This window comes from Streptomyces sp. NPDC005374 (genome assembly GCF_042872225.1).
Taxonomy (GTDB): domain Bacteria; phylum Actinomycetota; class Actinomycetes; order Streptomycetales; family Streptomycetaceae; genus Streptomyces.
On sequence record NZ_JBIAKA010000005.1, the window covers coordinates 21,756 to 42,511 of the forward strand.

The window sequence follows — 20,756 nt, forward strand, 5'->3', positions numbered from 1 at the left end:
CTCCGGTGGAGGCCGGCCGTGGGTGCTGCCCGCAGCTGATGTCCGATGCTAGGAGGAGCGTCCGGGACCGGTCCCGGACGCTTGCGGGCCTTCCCTGCTCGCCGGGTTCCCGATCACCCACCGGTCCCTGATCCGCTCCAGTGGCCCCAGTTGCTGCGCCATGGCCTCGCTGTCTGTCCGGCCGTATCCGAGCAGGAACACAACCGATGCCCGGGCACCGCGGCCTCTCCCGAGTGGCGTCTGGTGCCCTCCTTTGGCGGACCGTGCCCACGCAGTGACGGGCGAGCCGTCGACGTCGCCTTCGACCTCCTCGAACACGGGTGGAGCGCCCCGGACTCGCGCTTCGGTGACGGCCGCGACTGACCTCGCCCTCGCCGATGCGGCCGTCGTCCTTTCGGCCGGGGCTCGAGTGGCACTACCGGCCGTTGTGCCGAGGCAGTTGAGCGGGCGGGGAGAGGAAGCTCTGTGGAGAGCAGCCGGTAGGGTCCGGCCGTCGCGGGAATCGAAGGAGCACCCCATGAAGCGCATCGTCATAGCCCTGGCCGCGGCCGCCGTGCTGGCGGCAGGTGTGGTGACGGCGTGGAACGTCTTCGACAACTCGTCGGTCGCCACCGCGGGCGGAGCGGATCACACGGTTTCGCGCACGGAGGTCGAGAAGCTGGCCAAGGAGAACTACGCCATCCCCTTCGTCCAGGACGGCCCGCAGTCCGTGAGCTGCCCGAGCGGGCTGCACGCGAAGATGGACTACACCGTGAAGTGCACCGCCGTCTTCAAGGGCGAGAAGAAGACGATGCTGATCTCCGTGACCGGGGTGAACGGCGACCGGGTGAGCTTCGACTACGGCCTGTCGAAGTAGGGCGACGGCGTGGTACGGCGACGGGTTCAGCGGTCGCCGACCACGCCGCAGCGCCATGCCCAGGCGGCGATCTCCACACGGTTCCGCAGCCCCAACTTGACCTGGATGTTCGTCAGATGGGACTTGACGGTGGAGAGCGAGACGCACAGCTCGGCGCAGATCTCCTGATTGGTCCGCCCGTCGGCGACCAGCCGGGTCACATCCAACTCCCGTTCCGTCAACGGACCGGAAGACACCTCGTCGCCGGCAGAGGGCCGCTGTTCGCCGATCCGCTTCAGGAGCCGTACGGTCACGGAGGGCGAGATCAGCGCGTCGCCGCGCGCCGCCGCGCGTACGGCCTCCACCAGCAGTCCGGGGCCCGCGTCCTTCAGCAGGAACCCGCAGGCACCGTTGCTCAACGCCCCGTACACGTAGTCGTCCTGGTCGAAGGTGGTCACGACCACCACGCGCAGCGGATCGACGGCCTTCGGGCCCGCGAGCAGCCGGGTCACTTCCAGCCCGTCGAGTTTCGGCATCCGAATGTCGACCAGGCACACGTCGGGGCGCAGCCTCCTGGCCATGTCCACGCACTCCGCGCCGTCGGCCGCCTCGCCCACGACCTCGATACCGGGCTGGGTCTGGAGGATCAACCGGAAGCCCGTACGCACCATTTCCTGGTCGTCGGCGATCAGGACCCGGACCGCCGATCCGCCTGATCCGCCCGACGCGCTTGATCCGCCAGCGTTGGTCATGCGGGGGATCCTGCCACAGCCCCGCGTACCGGGAACTCCGCCGTCAGCCTCCAGCCGCCGTCCTCCGCCCGGCTCGCGTGGAGCGTGCCGCCGACCGCCTCGGCACGTTCGGTCAGCCCGATGAGGCCGAGGCCGCCGCGCCCGCCGAGAGGTTCGGCGTTCGGTGTCGCCGGCCGGGGCGGTGGTGCGTTGTGCACCTCGACCCGAAGCCGCCGGGCAGCCGTGCCGTCGGCATCGCCGCCGCCGTCGTCCGACAGTGCGACCCGTATGGAGACGGACGGTGATCCCGGCGCGTGGCGGCGTACGTTCGTCAGCGCCTCGCGCACGACGTTCCGCACCGAGGTCTCCACCTCGGGGGCCGGCCGCTCATGCCGGGCCTCGGCCGCGACCTGGAGGGTGGCGGGGACGTCGCGTTCGGAGAACGTGGCGACCAGTTCGCCCAGTTCGGCGTACAGCTCCCCCGGCCGCACCGCCCGTGTGGCGTCGTCGCGCAGCACACGCACCAGCTTGCGCATCGACTGCAGGGTCTCGCCCCCGGCCTTTTCGATGCCGCGCAGCAGCGGATCCACCTGCTCGGGCGCGATCTCGCGGATCGCTTGGGCCGCCTGGGCCTGGACGACTATGCCCGTGACGTGGTGGGCGACGAAGTCGTGGAGTTCCCGGGCGAGTTCGAGGCGTTCGTTCTGGCGCGTTTCGGTGACGGCGCGGCTTCTGCGGTCGTCGAGGGTGCGGAGGTAGGAGCCGATCCCCACGGCACCGCCCGTGAAGAAGATCAGGAGGAAGGAGAAGTAGACGTTGCCGCTGTCGTGCAGCCGCATCGGTGCCGCGATCACGGCGGAGGCGAGTGCGGTGCCCAGCGTGGCGGCCAGCCAGGGCTGCGGTACTTCCCTCGCGGTGCGTACCAGCAGGAGCAGCAGGCACAGCGTCTCCAGCAAGCCCCAGTCTGCGATCGTCGACGGCTTCACGGACGTGAAGAGGACCAGCGTCACCGTCCAGGAGAAGAGCACCGCGGCACCCGCGCCCCAGGCCGGCGTGAGGCGTCTGGCGGGCAGCAGCAGCGCGACGGCCGCCACGAGGCCCGGGGCCGGCCTCCACCATGCGCTGCCGCCTTCGAGTCCGGCGTCGGACGCGACGCCGGCCACGTCGACCACCCACAACAGCGCCATGATCACCCCCAGTGCGGTGAGGGCGGTGCGGTGGGACAGCGGGGAGTTCCGGGTGTGGTCGTCTGTGTCTCTCGCGTCTGGCACATCTCGCAGCGTAGGGGCGGCCCCGCCGTGCGGCCTCGGCCGAAAGGACGACGCGGCGGCTCCCCACCGGTCGGCCGGCTGAGGCGAAGGGACGTCGCAGAGGCGGATGTTGGAGCACATGACACACAACACCTCCTGGCCGCCGGCCGTGTTGAGCGGCATCGGACTGTCCAAGTCGTACGGATCCACCCGCGCGCTCGACGGCGTGGACATCGCCGTGCAGGCGGGCGAGTCGCTGGCCGTGATGGGCCCCTCCGGGTCCGGCAAGTCGACGTTGCTGCACTGCCTCGCGAACATCGAGCGCCCGGACGGCGGCCAAGTGCTGCTGAACGGCGAGCGCATCGACCAGTTGCGCGAGCCGCACCGCAGCGAGCTGCGCCGTACCCGCTTCGGGTTCGTCTTCCAGTTCGGGCAGTTGCTGCCCGAACTGCCGGCCGTGGAGAACGTGGCGCTCCCGCTGATGCTCGGCGGTACCTCGCGCCGCGAGGCGGAGCGGCGCGCGCGTCCGTGGTTCGCGCGGCTGGGGCTGGAGGGCAAGGAGGACAGCCGTCCCGGGCAGCTGTCGGGCGGGCAGGCACAACGGGTGGCGCTCGCAAGGGCGTTGGTCGCGGGTGCCCAGGTCGTCTTCGCCGACGAGCCGACGGGCGCGCTCGACCAGACCACCGGGCAGGACGTGATCCGCATGCTGACGGAGGTCACCAGGACGCAGAACACGGCGTTGGTCGTGGTCACCCACGACCGGTCGGTGGCCCGCTGGTGCGACCGTACGGTGCAGGTGCGGGACGGGCGGATCGTACGGGACACGGACGCGGGCCCGTCCTGGACCGGCGTAACGACTGGCGTAACGGCCGGCGTGACCGGCGGAGTTGTGCGATGAGGGCTGCGAGGACCCTGGACCGCACCACCTGGACACTGACCTGGCGGTTGCTGCGCGGCGGCGGCAGGCACGGCCGTCTCGGCGCCGGACTGTCGGTCGCCGCCGCGGCGATCTGCACCACGCTGCTGCTCCTGTGCGTCGGCGCCAACCTCGGCTTCGGCTCACGCGCCGCGCACGCCGACTGGCGTACCCCCGTCAAGGCCGGGCTCTCGCGCGCGGTGGCCGTCGAGGCGGTGGGCACCACCTTCATCGACGGCGAGCCCGTGACCGTCGTCGACGTCGCGGCGTTGCCGGGCCGGAGCGGCGAGGCGCCCGCGCCGCCCGGTATGCCGCGCTTCCCCGGGCCGGACGAGGTGTGGACGTCGCCCGCGCTCGGCAAGCTGCCCGGCAGCGGGAACACCACCGGCACGCTCGGCCGCGCCGCGCTGGTCAGGCCCGGCGAGAAGGTGGCCGTCGTCGGGCACCGCGTCGGCGACCCGGCGATGACGGTGAAGCGCGGCACCGACCCGCGCCGTCCGGGGGACATCGTCACTCCCACACCCGTCGCGGACTTCGCGGGCAAGCGCGCTGCGGACGGCCTCGGTGCGCAGTACCAGGCCCTGGTGAAGATCGCCACGGTACTGCTGATCGTGCCGCTGCTCATGCTCGGCGCCTCCTCGGCCCGGCTGTCCGTCTCACGTCGCGACACACGGCTGGCGACGCTGCGGCTGCTGGGTGCGGCGCCGGGCCGGATCGCGGGGATCGCGGTGGCCGAGGCTGCGCTGACCGGTACGGCGGGGGCCGTCGCGGGCGCGCTGGGCTATGCGGTTCTGCTGCCGCTCGTAGCCAAGGTCCCCCTGGCAGGCGGCAGTTGGTATGTCTCCGACCTCTGGGTCGGTACGGGAGTCCTGCTCGCCGCACTCGCCGGCGTGGTGCTGATGGTGGCGGCCGGCGCGCTGGCAGGACTTCGGCAGGTGGTCGTGGGTCCGCTCGGAGTCGTACGCCGCTCCCGCACTCCCCGTATGAACGCCGTACGCGTACTGCTGTTCGTCGCCGTGCTGCTCGGCTACTGGCAACTGTCCAAGGGCAAGGCGATGGACATCGACGCGGTGGTGTACTGCTGCGCCGCCGTCTTCGCCGCACTGTCCGTCATCGGCCCCTGGGTGGTCGGCGTACTCGGCACTCTCGTCACCCGGTCGGCGCGGCGACCGGCGACGCTCCTTGCGGGGCGCCGCCTGCTCGACGACCCCAAGTCCGTGTGGCGTGCGGTGTCGGCGCTGACGCTGGCGGCCTTCGTGGCCGGTTTCTTCGCGCTGTTCAGCCTCGGTGGCGACTCGCCGTGGGGCAGCACGGACCAACTCGCGCTGTCCGTACCGAAGGAGCGCGTCACCGCCGTACGGCACGAGGCAGCCGTACGCCTGGAACGCGCGGGTATCCATGCCACAGTCGGCGCGGACGACGACTGGGTCGCCACCGGCGTGGGCGGCGGTGGCGAGCGCCAGGTGACCGCGACCGTCGCGGACCCGGGCCGACTGGACGCGGCGCGTGGTGTGCTCACCGGTCTCGTGCCCGGTCAGTACCCGGTCACGGGCCCCGATGTCGCCTGGCAGTCGCGGCAGTTCGACCGCGACTTCCACCTCGTGACGCTGGCCGTGCTCGGCGCGAGCTTCGCCATCGCCATCGCCGCTACGGGCATCACCGCCGCCTCGTCCGTCCTGGACCGCCGCCGCACGTACGGCCTGCTGCACCTCGCGGGCACCCCGCTGCGGGTCCTGGACGCGGCCAGGCGTACGGAGTCGGTGCTGCCTGCCGCCGTACTCGCGGGCGGCGCGGTGCTCACGGGGCTGTTCTGCGCGGCGCCGCTGACGCTCGCCGGGGGCGCCCCGCGGTTCGACGGCCCCGGCCCCGCGCTCCTCGCCGGCTGCCTGGCGCTGGGCTTCGCGGGCCTGGCCGGCGCGAGCGCGGCGAGCCGCCCGCTGCTGCGCACGGTCACGCGAGAAGCGGGCCCGCGCCCGGACTAGCCGGGACTGTGTCACCGACCTTGGCCTTGCTGATCGATCTTGACGGGCTGAAACCAGACCGATCCACCTGCCATAGGCAGGTGTTGAACCCCTGATCACGAGAGGGCTCCCCCAACCGTGCGCACCAGGCTTGATGCCGTCTCCATCTCCGCCGTGCCGGTGCCGGTCGGCGCGTTCTCCGCGACCGCGCCGCGCTGGGCCGCGACGCGCTGGGGCTGCTGCCCCTCGGACCGGTGGTCGCGCTGATCCGTCGGCGGGTGTTCCGGAAGGCCTTCCACGGCGAGCGTTTTCTCGTGCGCAAGGAGCAACGCCGACTTCATGGCTTCGCACTCCCCGATGACGAACGTCTCCTCGTCGCCCCTGTCTCCTGGAGTCGCTCAGCCCTACCGCCTCGGCAGCGTCCAACCCGAGCAGCCTCGCGTTGTGGAAACCTCCCCGTCCCCTCGCTCCTCGAGTGGTTCGACCGTCGCCGAACCCTCCTCTGTGTGCGCCTGCAATGGCGTATCTCCGGCCGCCACCGCTCCCAAGGCTCCGCTGCTCGTCAGACGCCGGGAGGGACTATCGGTGACTCCGATCGGGCTGCGTGCCCATAGCGTGCCCTTACGACCGGTCAACCACGGTCGACAGCGGTGCCATCAGGCCGGACAGCTGCCACACCGAGACGGCATCCACGCAGGCCGGCGTCCATACGGCCGACCAAGCGCCGTCGCTTCCCAAGCTGAGAGCTTCAATCACCGGATACGCGGTGGCCACCGAGCATGTCGTTCTGTACTTTGCCCCCATGACCGACAACCGAAGGGGCGATGCCGCGTAGGCGCCCGTCAGACCTGCGGGGTGACCTTCCTACCCGCCGGCCGAGGCAGCGACGGTACCCGTTCATCGATCGCCTGTCCGGATCTTGCACCGCTGACATACGGCGGCTTGAGCGGACCCGTTTCTGGCCCGAAGCCACGGAAGAAGCGTTCTGGCACTGGAAGGCCCTGGCCCACGGCCCTCTCAGACAACTTGCGGACCCACTGGTAGGTCCTGACTGCGGCATCCTTGAGTGCGGGTGTTACGGCATCGACTTCCGCGGCCACCTCGAAGCCGTACTTCACGCCCTGCCGAGGAAGAGCGCGCGTGAGCTACGCGCCATCGTATGGGCCCTCGACAGGAAGATCCTGGCTAGAGCCAAGGTGATCCCGGCTGACAGCCTGGACGTGCCATGGTGGCGAGGTCAGTTCTAGGACCACGGACGGCCGTCTCAGTTTGCGTCTCATTCAGCACCGGTCACGGCCGTTCAGACGAGACCCGCAGCGTTCCAGGCGCCGGTGACCAACCGCCAATGAACGCAGGTGAACGCTCCTGGACGCGGCCTCACCAGACACCCCCACAGTTGGAAAGCGTGTGGAGGACAACGTACGCGTACCCAACCCGCTTGACATGATGACAGCGTCGTGAGGTGATCCACCCAGCGTGATCCACTGGGGGAGAGAAGTCTTGTGTCGTACATGGCCGTGACGCTTGCCGGCGCCGATTCACCAAGCGAGCATCTCAAGCTGGCCGCCTTTACCGCGATGGCAGCGGTCGTCTTCATATGGCTGGGGCGGAGGCAACGCCGCACTGGGCGCAGCCTGGTCGCTCCGAACGAGACGATGAGAGCAGGCAACAGGCTGATCGAACCTCCGCCGCCGAGCAGAGGCCATCGAACCGCCGGGTGCGTGTGGATGGGCGTCGGCGGCATCTTTGTCTTGCCTGCGGTGTTCAACCTCGTGGCGGCCGTTCACGAGCTCATCGGCTAAATCTTCAGGCGGCCCCGCTCATTGCGCTGGGACACCAGCGCACCACAACCGCACCAGATCGAGCGGGGAGCCACGGGGAACGAGCCGTATCTCGAACCTTGGGCAAATCGGACGTTCACGCTGGTCAGAGGCTTATCCAGCCCCAAACGCCCGCAGCTTCCCCAGCTGAGAGTGCGAGTTCGATTCTCGTCACCCGACCCGGGCGCGGCCCATCCAGCTGCCGCGCCGAGTGTGCGAGGCACTGCGACAACGACCGCGCACCACCGGTCCAGGAACGCAAGCAACCCGTGCGGATTCGCTTCGGCTCAATTGCGGGTGCTGGACGGGCCCGAGCCGTTGGGGTTCACGAGGGGCTCCCGGGGCGGACCGTCAGGTAGGTCCACGGGCTCCATACGCTACCGGTCTGCGCGCCCCTGGTCGGCGGCGTGTAGTGAGCCCGGATGCGGTAGTGGTCCTTGCTCACGAAGAGCTTCAGCGCCCGGCCGTAGCCGTACCAGCCGTCGGAATACAAGGGCACGCAACTCTGGGACGTCACCTGGTGCCAGGCTCCCGAGGAGTAGTGCTCGAGGTACACCGACGTGCAGCCGCCGGACTGATGGGGGGTGACCTGGACGTTGAACCCCAGGGTGACTTCGGACTTGTAGAAGACCTGGTAGGTGGTGGATCCGATGCGGGTGGTCTCCGTCGGCCACTGCATCTGCGTCCGGGTCGTCGGCGTGAGGATCGCACTGGTGGTCGCCGTGCGCGGCTCGTAGCGGTAGTCACCGGCGAAGGCCGCGCTGAAGACGGTGTTGCGGCTGACCTTGTAGTACGCGACGAGGTTCCCGTGCGCGTCGACCTTGCCGGTCTTGAGCTGGGTCCGCGACTTACCCGCAGGCTGGTCGTACAGCGTCACGAGACGTGAGTTGTACGTCGTCCCCAGATGCGCGGTGACCTTGACCTTCGCGCCGGAGTGGTACGACTTCGCGTCGGTCGCCACCTTCAGGCTCGGAGTGGCTCGGGACACCTGTACCTTCGCCGACGCCGTGACCGGGAGGTAGGACGTGCCGCCGTCGTAGGTGAAGGCGTAGGTGTTCGCGCCGCCGACCTGCGGGGTGTCGTGGAAGGCGAAGCGGCCGTCGGCGGCGACGGGCACGGTGCCCACCGAGTAGCCGGAGGGGTGCGCCAAGTCGGTCTTGACGACGTGGACCGCCCCGGTCGTCACATGCGCATGCGGCCAGGTGAGTTGCCCGGTGACGGTCATCGGTGCGGCACGGTCGCCGGAGGAGGGAGCCGTCAGCGCCATGGTGGGCGCGTACTTCGCGACGGGGATGTCGAAGGTCTGGCCGGCCGGGGCGTAGTGGCCGCTTCCGGAGTAGTCGACGCGGAAGCTCAACGGGCCGGTGAGGGGAGCGGTGCCAGCGACGTAGTAGGAGCCGAAGAAGTCGACCGGCACGCGTGCCGGGGTGGTTGTCGGGTCCGGGATGAGCACGCCGTCCGGATCGACGTCCTCGTAGCGCGTGATCCGGACGGTGCCCGGGATCATGGAGACTCCGCCGTTGAGACTGAGGGCCGAGTCGAAGCCTGCTTGGAAGGAATAGGCCTCGCCGGGGGCGAGCGGAGTCGTGTTGGAGCGTCCGAGGAGCCTGACCCGCGCGGTTTCCGGGTTACGAGCTGTCTGGAGCGTCGGTGTTCCCCCGGCGGCGTCCACGCCCACGGCGTAGAGCGCGCTTCCGTCCGGTGCCCAGGCAAGGCCGTGTGCGGCGAGGCGTACCGGCGTCTCGAACCCGTACTCGCTGTAGAAGCCCTCGCCCGTTTCCGGAAACGCCTCGAACGCGTAGCCGTTGCAGCCGCAGCCGGCCAGGGTGCCGTCCGCGGCTACGGCGACGGCTTTGGCGGCCACAGGCATGGCAAATCGCCCGTCCACCGCCAGATCCGAGGTGCGGTACCGATCGTCGCTCGCGCTCTTCCAGGACGAGACCGCCAAGTGCTGCCCGTCCGCCGTGACCGCGAAGTCGCTCAGGTCGGGGACGGGCAGCGCCTTCGCGGCCTGCCGGGTCAGCGCACCGCCCTCGGCCCGGTACGTCACGAAGGCGGAGGTGTCGCCCGTCTGCGCGGCGGCCGCGAGTACACCGGAGGGCGTCGGGGTCGTCGCCAGCATGGGCGGTGCCGCCCAACTGCCGGAATCCTGCCGCAGAGTGACCTTGCCGGCCCCGTCGACGGATCCGATGCCGCCTACGCCCGCCGTGCCGTACCCGAACCAGAGGGTGCCCCCGGCGACGGCCAGCGAGTCCGGATGGGTGGCCGTGCCCGTGCCGTAACGAGCAGACTCCGTGAGGTTGGCCGTGCTGATCGCCGCGATCGTGTCCTGGACCGGAAGTGCCGCGTACAGGGCGGATCCGTCGTCGGAGAGGGCAAGACCGGTGACACCCGGCTCGCCACTGATCATCGTCGGGTTCCCGCCGTCGAGGTCGGTGACGAGAATGCCGTCGGTGCCGGAACCGCCGCTGATGAACAGGTGTCCGTGCGGAGCATCCACCACCATGTGCGCGAAGTGCGCGATCGGCAGTGGCACATCCGACGCCGCGTACGAGTCGACCGCGCCTGGACCGATGGCAATCGTCAGTCCCAGGAACAGCGCTGCGGCGGTCGGCGGCGAGAAACGCGCCAGCTTCATGACATGCCCCCACATAACCTGCACGATCAAGGGGCGCAACCTAGCACGCGAAGATCGGGCGCCCCCCGGTGGGTTCCCCGGCGGACCGAAGGGACCGACGCACCATCGCGGGGCTTCCGGCCAGGCTGTGCGCAACCGTCGCCCGGAGCAGCGTTCCCGCAGACGGTCGGTCACGACGGGCGCGGCAAGGCGGACGTGTACGACCGCGACGAACTGTCCGCCGTGCCCCGTACCTTCGACACAGGCGCACTGGCCTACCAAGCCGCCTACGGGATCGTCGGCGACAAGCCGCTCGGTGTCGAACCGGTGTCGCCCGGCGACAACAGGTACTTGAAGGTGCGGAACCAAGAGGCGCGCCAGGCCTCCCTCACGGCACTTCGAGATCAACTGCGCGACGCCTACGGGCCCTTCATGTGTTCCCTGGCTGTCGTGTCGCTGGAATGCCGCCCAGGGCCGATAGACGCGGCAAGAGCCGTCCATGCGGCCTCCACCGTGGCGTACACCCGCCTCATCGCCGTCGAGGAGGAGATCAGCGGGGCCGATGCCTTCTGCGCAGCCGTCAACGCCTACCTGGCCTCGGTCGATTCGTTCATCGAGGCAGCGCGGCAAGCCGAGCAGGAGCCGTAGGGCTGAGGTCCCTGCCCGGAGAGGCACGTCTCCCCTCAGCGAAGCGCAATCTTCAAAGCCTGCTGATGTGCCGGTCTGCATGATTCCCACTCCCGTCAAATTCCGAGCAAACTTTCGAGGTGGGGAGGAAAACAAGCCCCTCACCGGCATCTGCCGTCCCTGGCCTGATCTACGCTCCCGCCAGTTGCAGTGAGGGTCCGGAGGGGGACGTAACCATGGGTTCGTTCAAGGGCTGGAGACAATCAGGGGTGGCGTCCGCCGCTCTCATGGCCCTGTTCGTCGGCTGCCTCGGCGTCGGTGCCGCTCACGCGGACACCGTCACCGGTACGACGTTCTACGTCAACGACGAAGCCGCCGGCTGTGACGACACCGGTCCCGGTTCGGCGGCTGAGCCCTTCTGCCAGATCCAGCCGGCCGCGGACGCCGCGGTGGCGGGGGACGCCGTACGCATCGCGGGCAACAGCACGTTCTACGCGCCTGTGACCATCAGGTCCGCGGGCACCGCCGACGCACCCATCACCTTCTCCGCCGCGGCGACCGGCGACGGTTCGCCCGTCACCGTCGAGGGTCCGCGCCCGGCCGTGGGGATCACCTTCTCCGGTGCCCGGTACGTCGACATGACCGGGATCCGTGCCCGGGCCGCCGGGGCGAGCGCCCTGGTCGTCGAGGGCTCGCAGCACATCGGCTTCAGCGCCGCCTCCGCCCAGATCACCATCGTCGACCGCACCGCCGGGGTGATCGCGGTCGACGGATCCTCCTCCGACATCTCCCTCACCCGCCTCGACGTCGACACTCTTTCCGGACCGGACGTCACCAGCGCCGCCGGGGCACGGAACATCACCCTCGCCGGCGACACCTTCGAGGGCGGCGGAGTCTCAGCCGTGGGCACCAGCGGCATCGACTTCGCGGGCGACACGTTCTGGACGGTCTGCGGCGCGATCAGTCTGACCGACGGCACTTCCGGGTCGGTGGAGAACACGGTCGCCCTGCGCTACGGCACGACAACCTGCTCCGCCGACACGGCCGAGCTCACGGTGGACGCCACCTCCGCCCCCCAGGTCAGCGCGGACTACAACGCGCTCAACCCGCCGTCGACCGGGACGGACTACAGCTGGGCCGGCACCGCCTACGCCACCGCGCAGGCCTTCCGGGCGGGCACCGGCCAGGGCGCCCACGACCTGGACCAGACGGATCTGACGATCCCCGCGGGCGGACTGCCCACGGAGCACTCACCGCTCATCGACTCGGCCGACTCCGACGCCCCCGGCGAGCTGTCCACGGACGTCGACGGACGCCCCCGGGTCGACGACCCGCTCGTCGCCGACACCGGCACCGGCCACGCCGACCGGGGCGCCACGGAGTTCCAGGACCCGTTCACGGTGAAGGGGCTCACGGTGACCGCCGCATACGTCGGCGTCCCGCGCACCGCCACCGCACAGCTCGGCAACCCGTGGTCGGACTCCCTCGACGGTCTCACGTACACCTTCGACTTCGCTGACGGTACGACCGTCACCTCCACCACCGGCTCGGCCACCCACACCTACACGCAGACCACGTCGGGCACCGGCATCGAGGCCACGGTGGTGGTGAACAGGGCCGACGGCACACGGGTCGGTGCGGCCTCCACCTTGGTACAGGTCGAACCGGTGCCGGATCTCACCCCGACGATCGGCTGCGGCGCGGCCGGTCCCTCGCAGCCGGACACCGCCCAGTGCACGTACGACACCGGCTTCGACCCCTATCCGGTCACCAGTGACCGGATCACCTTCGGCGACGGCTCGGCGGCGGTCTCCGTCACCTCCCGCGACGGCTGGCTGCAGCACACCTACAAGGCGCCCGGCACGTACACCGTCACACAGACGGTCACCGACTCCGACGGACGGACCGCCACCGCGACCGCCGCGGCCACGGTCGGCGCGGCCTTCGTCGTCGCCGGTCCCGTGCGGATGCTGGACACCCGGTACGGAACAGGTGCGCCGAAGCGGCCCGTCGGTGCCGGCGGTGTCGTCCGGCTGAAGGTCCTCGGTGTGGGTTACGTCCCGGCGTCCGGAGTGACGGCGGTGACCCTCAACGTCACCGACACGGGCGCGACGGCGTCCAGTTATGTGTCGGTCTACCCGGACGGCACCGCCCGTCCGAGCGCCTCGAACCTCAACTTCGGCACCGGACAGGACAATCCGAACCTGGTCACCGTCCGCGTGGGCGCCGACGGCTACGTCGACCTGTACAACGCGCACGGCAAGGTGAACCTCGTCGCGGACCTGGAGGGCTACTACACCACCAGGGCCGACGACGGCGACCTGTCCGTGTCGGGCCTGGCCCCGATGCCCCCGACCCGGGTCCTGGACACCCGCGACGGCACCGGCGCCGCCAAGGGCGCGGTCGGGCCGCGCAGCACCACGACCCTCACCCTGCCGAAGTACGCACGCGGCTGGGCGACCGTCGGCGCGGTCCTCAACGTCACCGTGACCGGGGGCACCAGCAGCGGTTACGTCATCGTGGAGTGCGGCGGCCCCGTCTCGCCGACCACGTCCACCCTCAACTACCGGGCCGGACAGACCGCTTCCAACCTCGTCGTCCCTTGTGTGAGCGCCGGCAAGGTGCACATCTACAACAGCGCCGGGCACGTTCAACTGATCGCCGACCTCCAGGGGCTGTTCACCAACCAGCAGGTGGGCACGGACGCCGACTCGGTAGCCCCCGCCGGCGGACCGTTCGTGGCGACCGCGCCCACCCGTTTCCTCGACACCCGCACGGGCCTGGGCACGACCGCGAAGCCGCTGGGTGCCAACGGCACCCTCACGGTGAAACTCACCAAGGTTCCGGCGGGAGCCACCGCCGTACTCGTCAACCTCACGGGCGTCGCCCCGACCGCGGCCACCCATCTGACCGCCTACGGCGACGGGACCCTGCCGACCGTGTCGAACGACAACCTCACCGCGGGTCGGACCCGTCCGGTCCTCGCCGTGGTCCCGGTCGGGGCCGACGGCTCCATCCGTATCCACAACGCACTCGGCTCGGTCGGCGTCGTCGCCGACCTGGAGGGCTACTACGGCTGAGACAAGCGACCGCCGGCCGGCCTGGATCAGCGCCTTCTACGGGATCCTGACCGTGTAGACACCGTTGGAGACGTCGGCGGCCGTGGGCTTGACGGTCACGCCGCCGAGGGACTGCGTCCACCCTGGCGAGTCACAGTTGCCGGTCTCCCAGGCGGAGATGCCATAGGTGGCGCCCGCGGTGATCTTGTAGTCGGTAGCGAATATGATCCGGCCGTTGCCGCCGGAGGTGTTGCCGCCCCACCCGCTCAGGCAGGTGACGGAGGTGCCGTCGTCGATCCGGAGACTGCCGAAGTACACGACGGAGTTGCCGGCCCCTCGGGCGGCCAGCGGTACGTCGGCGGTGAGTGAGGCCGTGGGGGCCGCGGACGCTGTGGGCGCCGCGACCAGGGCGGTGGCACCGGTGAGGGCGAGCAGGGCGGCCAAGGAAGCGGAACGGGCCGTGCGGCGCGTGCGGACGTGGGGGGTCGTGGGGCGCATGCCGTCTGCCAATCATCGAAGGGTTGTCAAACTCTCAAGCACCTTGCGTGACCAGTGTTACCCGAGGGAATACCGGCACGGGACCCCGGTTTCGGCCATGTTCGAGCTCCGTCGTGGGTCACGGGTGGGCCGGGAGCCAGCGCTGCTGGACGGCGCGTACGCCGGCCTCGAAGCGGCTGCGCGCGCCGAGTCGGTCCATCAGCTCGGAGGCGATGCGGCGGGCGGTGCGATGGGACACTCCGAGGCGTTTGGCGATGGCCTCGTCGGTGTGGCCCTCGGCGAGCAGGCGCAGGGCGGTGGCCTGCTGGCCGGTGAGGCCGTGCGCGTCGGTGGGGACGAGCCGGCCGAGCGGCTGGGCGGATTCCCAGGTGGTCTCGAAGAGCGTGCACAGTGCGGTGAGCGTGCCCTGCCCGCTCAGGAGCACCGCGCCGGCGGCGGTGTCGTCGCTGCTGACGGAGATCAGGGCGGTCCGCCGGTCCATGAGGATCATCCGGGTGGGAAGCGACGGCACCGTGCGGACCTGACCGCCCAGCCCGGCCAGCCAGTTGGCGTGCTCGACGGTGGGCCGGCTGGCGCGCACGCTGTCCAGGTAGATCGTGCGCATCCGCACCCCGCGGCCGAGCAGATCCTGGTTGAGCGGCCGGGACGCGGCCATGTTCTCCGCGGTCTGCGGCCCGCCCGGCGCGAACGTCAGGAACTCCTCGCGCACCTCACGGGTGAGCACGGCCAGCCGGTCGCGGATCTGGTCGAGCCCCACCAGTTGCTCCACGCCGGGGTGACTGGCGGCCGGCCGCAGCTCGGCGTACTCCGATATGAGCTGGGCCGCGGCCACCCGTGAGGCCTCCAGGCGCTGCTGCTGCGCCGCCAGCTGGGCCTGCTGCCGGGCCATCAGGATCTCCATGCCGATGTCCGGCGAGACCGCCCGCAGCCGCCCCGCGTCCCCGGCGGCGGGACGCGCCAGCGCCAGCTCGCTCAGGGTGTCGAGGGCGTCGCGCACCTTTTCCTCGGGCAGCCCCACGGCGCTGCCGAGGTCCGCGACACCGGCGGCCGGATGTCTGAGCATGGCGCGGTACACCGTCTCCGCGACGGAGTCGAGTCCCAGTGCGGTCATCACGTGCTTCCCCCCGATTCTGCACACAACAGCCCCTGTTCGGCGCTGATCTTCGCAGAACAGAGACGTTTCGTCACAGGGTGCGGCCGGAACGGGCCAGGGACACAACCGGCCACCCGGTGCGCGGACTTGGCGACCTCATCCGTTGAGACGCTGGAGCGCATGTACCTTGTCCACGCGCATCTGGAACTCCCTCCTGGTGGCCATCTGCCGCCGGGTGTCCGTGAGTTGGTGCGTTCTTCCATCGTCCCCGGCGACCGCGTCGAGCACGTCGCCGTGCATCCCCGCTCCCCCTCCCGGCTCACCCTGGGCTTCTACCTGCTGGCCGACGGGCTGGGAGAGGCCGAGGAGCGGGCCGTCCGCGTCTGCGGCCGACTGCTGTGCGATGTCCCGCAGTTGGCGGCGGCGCGACTGACGGGTGCCGGAGTGCCCTTGATACCTCTGGCGTTCGAGGCGCAGCCGGTGGACTGAAGCGGCCCGTGTGGACGTATCGGTCCAAGGCCCCTTCCGTCCACCGAGGAAGCCTTCTCATGGGCCCCGGCGGCGACCAACCTGGTGATCACCGGTCAGGAAGCGCGTCACCGCGGGACGCGGCACCGGACCGGACCTCACACCTCGTACCGGAAGGAACGGACAGCCATGCCTCGTACCCGTATCGCCAAGGCCGCCGCGGTCGTCTCCCTGGTCGTCGTCGCGGCCCTCGCCACCCCGGCCGCCACCTCGGCATACGGGACGGACGCCGCTGATTCCTCCTCCGTCGTCACCGCGGACGCCGGCTGGCAGGCCGCCCCCACCGACGCCGGCTGGCAGTAGGCCGCCCGCGCCGCCACCGACTGCCCGACATCAACCACCCCCAGGGGAAACAGAAGTGAAGAACATCCGCACCAACGGCCGTAGAGGCACGGGCCTGTTGGCCATCGCGGCCCTGAGCACCGGACTCCTCACGGTGACCGCCCCCACCGCCGACGCGGCCACCACCTGCTCGGGCGGCGTCAACATCTACGGCGTACTCTCCGACGGCAGGCTCACGTTCAGCCAGATCAACCCGGCCACCGGCGACCTCGCCAAGGTGCTCGTCGGACCGGACCTCGGCTTCGAGCCGCAGGCCATGGCGACCCTCAACTTCAACACCGTCCTGATGACATCGACCAGCGGCGCCCTCTACCGCATCGACATCAGGACCAACAACACCAGCCTCGCCCTGCTGAACCCGCCGGTGAAGATCGCCGACAGCGGCTGGACCCACGACAAGCTGACCTACGACGGGCACGGCCACCTCTACGGCACCACCACCTCCGGCCTGCTGCTGCGCTACAACGTCACCGAGGACAAGCCGGCCGGCTCCCAGCACATCGGCGTACGCACCGAGATCGACACCGGGTTCGTCCTGAAGACCCTCACCGCCACCGGCGACGACCGGCTCAGCGCCACCACCGGGGACGGGCGGCTGCTCGACTACACCGTCGCGGGTGCCGGTTCCTGGAAGAGCAACACCCTGAAGTCCTCCGGCTGGTCGGGCTTCAACCAGCTCGTCTCCCCGGGCGGCGGGCTGTACTACGGGCGGCTCTCCACCGGGGCCATGTACTGGTACAAGGACGCCAACCCGGCCGACGGCTCCGGCGCGGACATCACGTACCACCTCGACGACCCGGTCAACACCAGCGGCTGGACGCAGAAGCTGCTGTCGGCACAGCCCGCGACCTACACCTGCACGACCTCCGTGGACACCGTCGACCGCAACGACATCACCGAGGTCAAGGCCGCCGGGCGGCAGCTGATGAACGAGAAGGACGCGGCCTGGGCCAACGCCACCCAGTGGGCCTGTCTGGAGAACCTCTGGGACCACGAGAGCGGCTGGCGCTGGAGTGCCACGAACCCGTCCTCCGGCGCGTACGGCATCCCGCAGGCGCTGCCCGCCACCAAGATGGACGTCGCCGGCGACGACTGGCACGAGAACCCGCTGACCCAGATCAGATGGGGCCTGAGCTACATCGACGGCCGTTACGGCTCTCCGTGCAACGCGTGGAACTTCTGGCAGGCGAACAACTGGTACTAGACCGGTGGTCACGGACTGACGGACACGAAAGGGCCCCCCGGTGTCGGCGGGGCCCTCGGTGCGTCAGGCGATCTTGTCGTAGCGCAGGGCTACGTAGGACGAGGCCGGGTGGCTGTCGATGGTGCCGCTGTAGGCGTTCGCGGACCGGTAGTTCATGTCCGAGTCCGGGCTGCCCTCGGAGTAGTAGTAGAAGGTGCCGGCGTCCTGGTCCTTCCAGCCCGCGAAGAGGACCGCGTGCCCCTCGCTGCTGGAGTTCAGGGCGTCGCCGGGCCGGAGGTCGGCCTTGGCGATCTGCGTGGCGGCGTTGTCGAGGGACTGCGTCGTCAGCGAGGTGGTGAGGTGCCAGGCCATGGAGACGAAGCCGGAGCAGTCGGTGCGGTAGGTGTCGTCGCCCTCGATGTCGGTGGCGTAAGCGGTCTGGCTGTACTGGACGTTGCGGTTGTACCAGTCCTTGGCCCGGGTCATGACCTCGCTGCGGTAGATCGTGCCGCCCTGCACGGAGTGCGGCGGGGCCGACGGCACGTAGGCGCAGTTGTCCGCGTAGGCCGACAGCAGGGTCTGCGTCCAGCCGGAGGCGTCCACCGGGTCGTTCGGGTGGTACGCGATGTCGCTGCCGTCCGCGTCGGTGGGGTCGGAGTCGTGGTACCAGTACATGCCTCCGCTGGTACGGCCGTAGTAGAGGCCCCCACCGGGAGAGGACAGCGAGTCGACCGCCGACCAGCCGCTCGTCTTCAGCACCGCGCGGTCCCAGTCGTTCACGCCGTTGATCTTGTAGCTGAGCAGGCGTCCGTCCGAGGTGGAGGCGATGATGCGGTCGTCGCCCGCGGCGGCCAGGGTCTTGAGGACGAAACCCGTGTCGATCACGACGTGCTGGCCTATGTGGGCCGACCCGGAAGGCTTGTCCTGCGACACCAGGTACTGGTGAAGCTGCCCGTCGACGGTGCCGTAGAGGTGCCCGTACCCGTCGTAGACCATCTTGTCGAAGGTCCAGCCGCCGTCCCAGATCTTGGTGACTCCGGCGAGGCCGAGGGAGGTGTTGTTGGTCTGGATGTCGACGCGGTAGAGGTCACCGGCCGTCGAAGTGACCAGCACCGTGTTGAAGTTGAGCGTCGCCATCGCCTTGGGTGTGAAACCGAGGTTCGGGCCGATGAGCGTCTTCAAACGGTCGCCGGTGTTCGGCGCGATCTGCGTGTACGTCAGCCGGCCGTCCGACAGCGTGCCGTAGATCGACACGTCACCGGTGCACGAGGCGACGGCCTGCGCGGCCCCGCCGGTGACGGTGACCAGCCCCAGCGACATCGCCCCGACGGCGAGGGCGGCGGACGTACGGCGTATGACGTGGCTCAGCTTCATGGTCTCTCCTGCGGCACGGAAGTCGAGTGGGCGTACGCACGTCCCAGGCCCGGACAGCTGCCCTGCAGGTGCAGCTGTGAGGGTCGTTCGCGGATGTGGCGCCCGGTGTCAGGGACTACCTTCGCCGCAGGTCAGGGGGGCCGGAAGAGAGATCCGATGGCCACAAACGTCCCTGGCCGGTTGCGTCCTGACGGGGCGTGCGCCCATGACAGCGCCCCGACACGGCGGCCTACGGGGCTACCGGCCCACGTCCGCCGCGACGACCGTCGCGGCTCTCGGCCCGCCCTGCCCCGGCCCGGACGGATCGCCGAACCGGCCGGCATCGTGCCTCCCGGTCCCCCGGGTCCGGGCCCCGCCTCGACAGCGGCGGCTCAACGCCGTTCAGGGACGAGGCCCCGCCTGAACGTCGGGTTCGCGGTCGCGTCGGCTTCATCCTTGTGGCCACCGGCTACCATCGGCCCATGTCGTCACAGCAAGCGGATGCCGCGTAGGTCCCCCCGTGAGGTCAGGGCCACGGTGCCCCATGGGCAAAGCGCCGGTGCGGTGAGCACGCTGCTCATCAGCGCGTGTCCTGGGCCACCGACCTGTGCTGCTGTCCACACCTACCTCTTCGTCGACGGTCTCGACGTGGTCGCGCGCACCGACAGCAGAATGGCCGGTCTCGATCCGGGCCGACTGCTCCGCCCAGGCGGGCCGCTCCATCCGAACGACATGCCATGCACGGTGGAGGTGGCAACCCAGGAACAACCCGTGCCAGGGCCTGACAGGTTGACCATCCGGGTCCGTCTCCGGGGCGAGACGGTCATCTGGTCCGGCCTGATGTACCCGGGCCCCGACGGCAGGCCGATCGAGGAGGTTCGCTTTCACCTGGAGCAGTATCTGGGTGAGGTCGAGCGGGCATACGCGGGGCTGAAGGGGCCGCCTGAGACGGCATGAACTTCGCAAGCTGGGGGCGGCGCTTGACCGCCGAGTCTGCGTCAGAGTGGAAGGTCGTCGGGGAGTACCCGGAACGCCTTGTGGCGGCCCAGCGGGCGTACGGCCCGGAAGACACCAGGGCTGACGGTGTCCCGGCCGGGCATGCCCGCGCGAAGCGGCCCGGGTCAGTCGACCGGGACGGCGTCGAACACCGTGTGGTGCACGCGGACATGGGCCGAGGCCGTGAGGCGGTCGAGCATCGCCCGGTAGCGGTCCAGCACGTATGCCTGGCGGATCTGGTCGTGTGCCGCGGCGAAGGACTGGTGCGGGAAGTCGCCGCGGTGGGCGGCGAAGTAGGGCCTGAGGGCGCTGTCCGGCGTGGTGATGGCCCGCGTCCGGGTCAGCTTCTCCCTGAGGCCGGCACCGAGGTTGTTCAGGACGTAGGTGAAGTAGTTCGACTCGGTGTACTGAACCGGGCCGTAGATGACCTGGTGGGCGGCGACGGCCGCGCGACGACGGGCGTTCTCCGTCTGCCAGTTGAGCAGGAAGGCGCCGTATCCGGAATCGGACAGCAGGCCTTGGCTGTGGGCCAGGTTCAGCTCGACGGTGGTCCTGGTGACGTCGGTGAGTGCCCGCTCGCGGAGATAGGCGGCCGGGGTCTGGCCGTCGTGCTCGGTGGTCCAGAAGTCGGGGCCGTCGTCGGCGCCGTACTTCTGCCGGAAGTGGGTGAAGGTCGCCGCTCTTTCCTGCGCGAGGTAGAGGGCGAGTTCTCGCACCGGGATGTCCTGGCCGTCGACGGTGGCCGCCACGGCTGTGACCGGGGGAGCCGGTGCGGCGGCCGATGGCCGGCTGTGCCGCGGGCCGGGCAGCAGGGCCGCTACGGCGATGGCAGCCGCGGCCACCAACGCGGTGACGGCAATCGCCCAGAGCGGCACGTTGCCGCCCGCACGGTTCTTCGCCGGTGTCCGGGGCCTGTGCCGCGTCGACGTGCTCATCGCCGACTCCTC

General features: G+C 70.1%; 18 protein-coding genes and 1 pseudogene. 10 read left to right on the top strand and 9 right to left on the bottom strand.

Going from position 1 to position 20,756, the window contains the following annotated elements; all coding sequences use genetic code 11:
* Positions 1-517 precede the first annotated feature (517 nt).
* On the top strand, positions 518-856 hold the full coding sequence (locus tag ACFYRX_RS13830; RefSeq protein ID WP_389099143.1) for a DUF4333 domain-containing protein: 339 nt from the start codon (positions 518-520) through the stop codon (positions 854-856).
* A 26-nt stretch (positions 857-882) separates the two neighbouring features.
* Here ACFYRX_RS13830 and ACFYRX_RS13835 read toward each other — a convergent pair whose 3' ends face one another.
* Together ACFYRX_RS13835 and ACFYRX_RS13840 are read right to left on the bottom strand one after the other, a co-directional pair.
* Positions 883-1,587 (bottom strand): response regulator, encoded by a 705-nt coding sequence (locus ACFYRX_RS13835; protein ID WP_389099145.1) that lies wholly within the window; start codon positions 1,585-1,587, stop codon positions 883-885.
* Positions 1,584-2,837 (bottom strand): sensor histidine kinase, encoded by a 1,254-nt coding sequence (locus ACFYRX_RS13840; RefSeq protein WP_389099147.1) that lies wholly within the window; start codon positions 2,835-2,837, stop codon positions 1,584-1,586. Before ACFYRX_RS13840 ends, ACFYRX_RS13835 begins: the two co-directional genes overlap by 4 nt.
* Before the next feature lie 118 nt (positions 2,838-2,955).
* On the opposite strand from ACFYRX_RS13840, the gene ACFYRX_RS13845 reads away from it, so the two are divergent.
* Positions 2,956-3,714, top strand: coding sequence for an ABC transporter ATP-binding protein (locus ACFYRX_RS13845; RefSeq protein ID WP_389099148.1), 759 nt, complete (start codon positions 2,956-2,958; stop codon positions 3,712-3,714).
* Positions 3,711-5,714: an FtsX-like permease family protein gene (locus ACFYRX_RS13850; protein WP_389099150.1), complete on the top strand. Its 2,004-nt coding sequence runs from the start codon at positions 3,711-3,713 to the stop codon at positions 5,712-5,714. Before ACFYRX_RS13845 ends, ACFYRX_RS13850 begins: the two co-directional genes overlap by 4 nt.
* A gap of 95 nt (positions 5,715-5,809) precedes the next feature.
* Here the strand turns inward: ACFYRX_RS13850 and ACFYRX_RS13855 are convergent, their stop codons facing one another.
* Positions 5,810-6,034: a hypothetical protein gene (locus ACFYRX_RS13855; RefSeq protein WP_389099151.1), complete on the bottom strand. Its 225-nt coding sequence runs from the start codon at positions 6,032-6,034 to the stop codon at positions 5,810-5,812.
* 1,170 nt (positions 6,035-7,204) lie between these two features.
* On the opposite strand from ACFYRX_RS13855, the gene ACFYRX_RS13860 reads away from it, so the two are divergent.
* Entirely contained in the window at positions 7,205-7,495 is a 291-nt protein-coding gene (locus ACFYRX_RS13860; RefSeq protein ID WP_389099153.1) for a hypothetical protein, read from the top strand.
* A gap of 343 nt (positions 7,496-7,838) precedes the next feature.
* Here the strand turns inward: ACFYRX_RS13860 and ACFYRX_RS13865 are convergent, their stop codons facing one another.
* On the bottom strand, positions 7,839-10,151 hold the full coding sequence (locus tag ACFYRX_RS13865) for a hypothetical protein (RefSeq protein WP_389099155.1): 2,313 nt from the start codon (positions 10,149-10,151) through the stop codon (positions 7,839-7,841).
* Positions 10,152-10,346: 195 nt separating this feature from the next.
* Here ACFYRX_RS13865 and ACFYRX_RS13870 point away from each other — a divergent pair, with 195 nt between their 5' ends.
* A complete protein-coding gene (locus ACFYRX_RS13870) occupies positions 10,347-10,778 on the top strand; it encodes a hypothetical protein (protein ID WP_389099157.1) in 432 nt (143 codons plus the stop codon).
* A gap of 248 nt (positions 10,779-11,026) precedes the next feature.
* Positions 11,027-13,837 (top strand): PKD domain-containing protein, encoded by a 2,811-nt coding sequence (locus ACFYRX_RS13875; protein ID WP_389099159.1) that lies wholly within the window; start codon positions 11,027-11,029, stop codon positions 13,835-13,837.
* A gap of 36 nt (positions 13,838-13,873) precedes the next feature.
* Here ACFYRX_RS13875 and ACFYRX_RS13880 read toward each other — a convergent pair whose 3' ends face one another.
* Positions 13,874-14,314: a hypothetical protein gene (locus ACFYRX_RS13880; protein ID WP_389099161.1), complete on the bottom strand. Its 441-nt coding sequence runs from the start codon at positions 14,312-14,314 to the stop codon at positions 13,874-13,876.
* Between the two features lie 118 nt (positions 14,315-14,432).
* A complete protein-coding gene (locus ACFYRX_RS13885) occupies positions 14,433-15,428 on the bottom strand; it encodes a helix-turn-helix domain-containing protein (RefSeq protein WP_389099163.1) in 996 nt (331 codons plus the stop codon).
* A 159-nt stretch (positions 15,429-15,587) separates the two neighbouring features.
* On the opposite strand from ACFYRX_RS13885, the gene ACFYRX_RS13890 reads away from it, so the two are divergent.
* The 3 genes from ACFYRX_RS13890 (at position 15,588) to ACFYRX_RS13900 (ending at position 17,481) form a co-directional block, all read left to right on the top strand.
* Complete coding sequence (locus ACFYRX_RS13890; RefSeq protein ID WP_389099165.1) at positions 15,588-15,896, top strand: hypothetical protein; 309 nt, start codon at positions 15,588-15,590, stop codon at positions 15,894-15,896.
* Positions 15,897-16,064: 168 nt separating this feature from the next.
* The gene (locus ACFYRX_RS13895) at positions 16,065-16,238 is read left to right on the top strand and encodes a hypothetical protein (RefSeq protein WP_389099167.1); all 174 of its coding nucleotides are present in this window, start codon (positions 16,065-16,067) and stop codon (positions 16,236-16,238) included.
* Positions 16,239-16,293: 55 nt separating this feature from the next.
* Positions 16,294-17,481 carry a tachylectin-related carbohydrate-binding protein gene (locus ACFYRX_RS13900; RefSeq protein WP_389099169.1) on the top strand — a complete coding sequence of 396 codons (1,188 nt, stop codon included), beginning with the start codon at positions 16,294-16,296 and terminating at the stop codon, positions 17,479-17,481.
* A 63-nt stretch (positions 17,482-17,544) separates the two neighbouring features.
* On the opposite strand, the gene ACFYRX_RS13905 is transcribed toward ACFYRX_RS13900, so the two are convergent.
* Complete coding sequence (locus ACFYRX_RS13905; RefSeq protein WP_389099171.1) at positions 17,545-18,834, bottom strand: hypothetical protein; 1,290 nt, start codon at positions 18,832-18,834, stop codon at positions 17,545-17,547.
* Positions 18,835-19,377: 543 nt separating this feature from the next.
* Between ACFYRX_RS13905 and ACFYRX_RS13910 the strand changes: the two genes are divergently transcribed.
* Entirely contained in the window at positions 19,378-19,770 is a 393-nt protein-coding gene (locus ACFYRX_RS13910; RefSeq protein WP_389099173.1) for a hypothetical protein, read from the top strand.
* Between the two features lie 41 nt (positions 19,771-19,811).
* On the opposite strand, the pseudogene ACFYRX_RS13915 reads toward ACFYRX_RS13910, so the two are convergent.
* Positions 19,812-19,880: pseudogene (locus tag ACFYRX_RS13915) on the bottom strand (VapC toxin family PIN domain ribonuclease); the annotation flags it as partial.
* A 54-nt stretch (positions 19,881-19,934) separates the two neighbouring features.
* The gene (locus ACFYRX_RS13920) at positions 19,935-20,744 is read right to left on the bottom strand and encodes a hypothetical protein (RefSeq protein ID WP_389099175.1); all 810 of its coding nucleotides are present in this window, start codon (positions 20,742-20,744) and stop codon (positions 19,935-19,937) included.
* Positions 20,745-20,756: the final 12 nt, after the last annotated feature.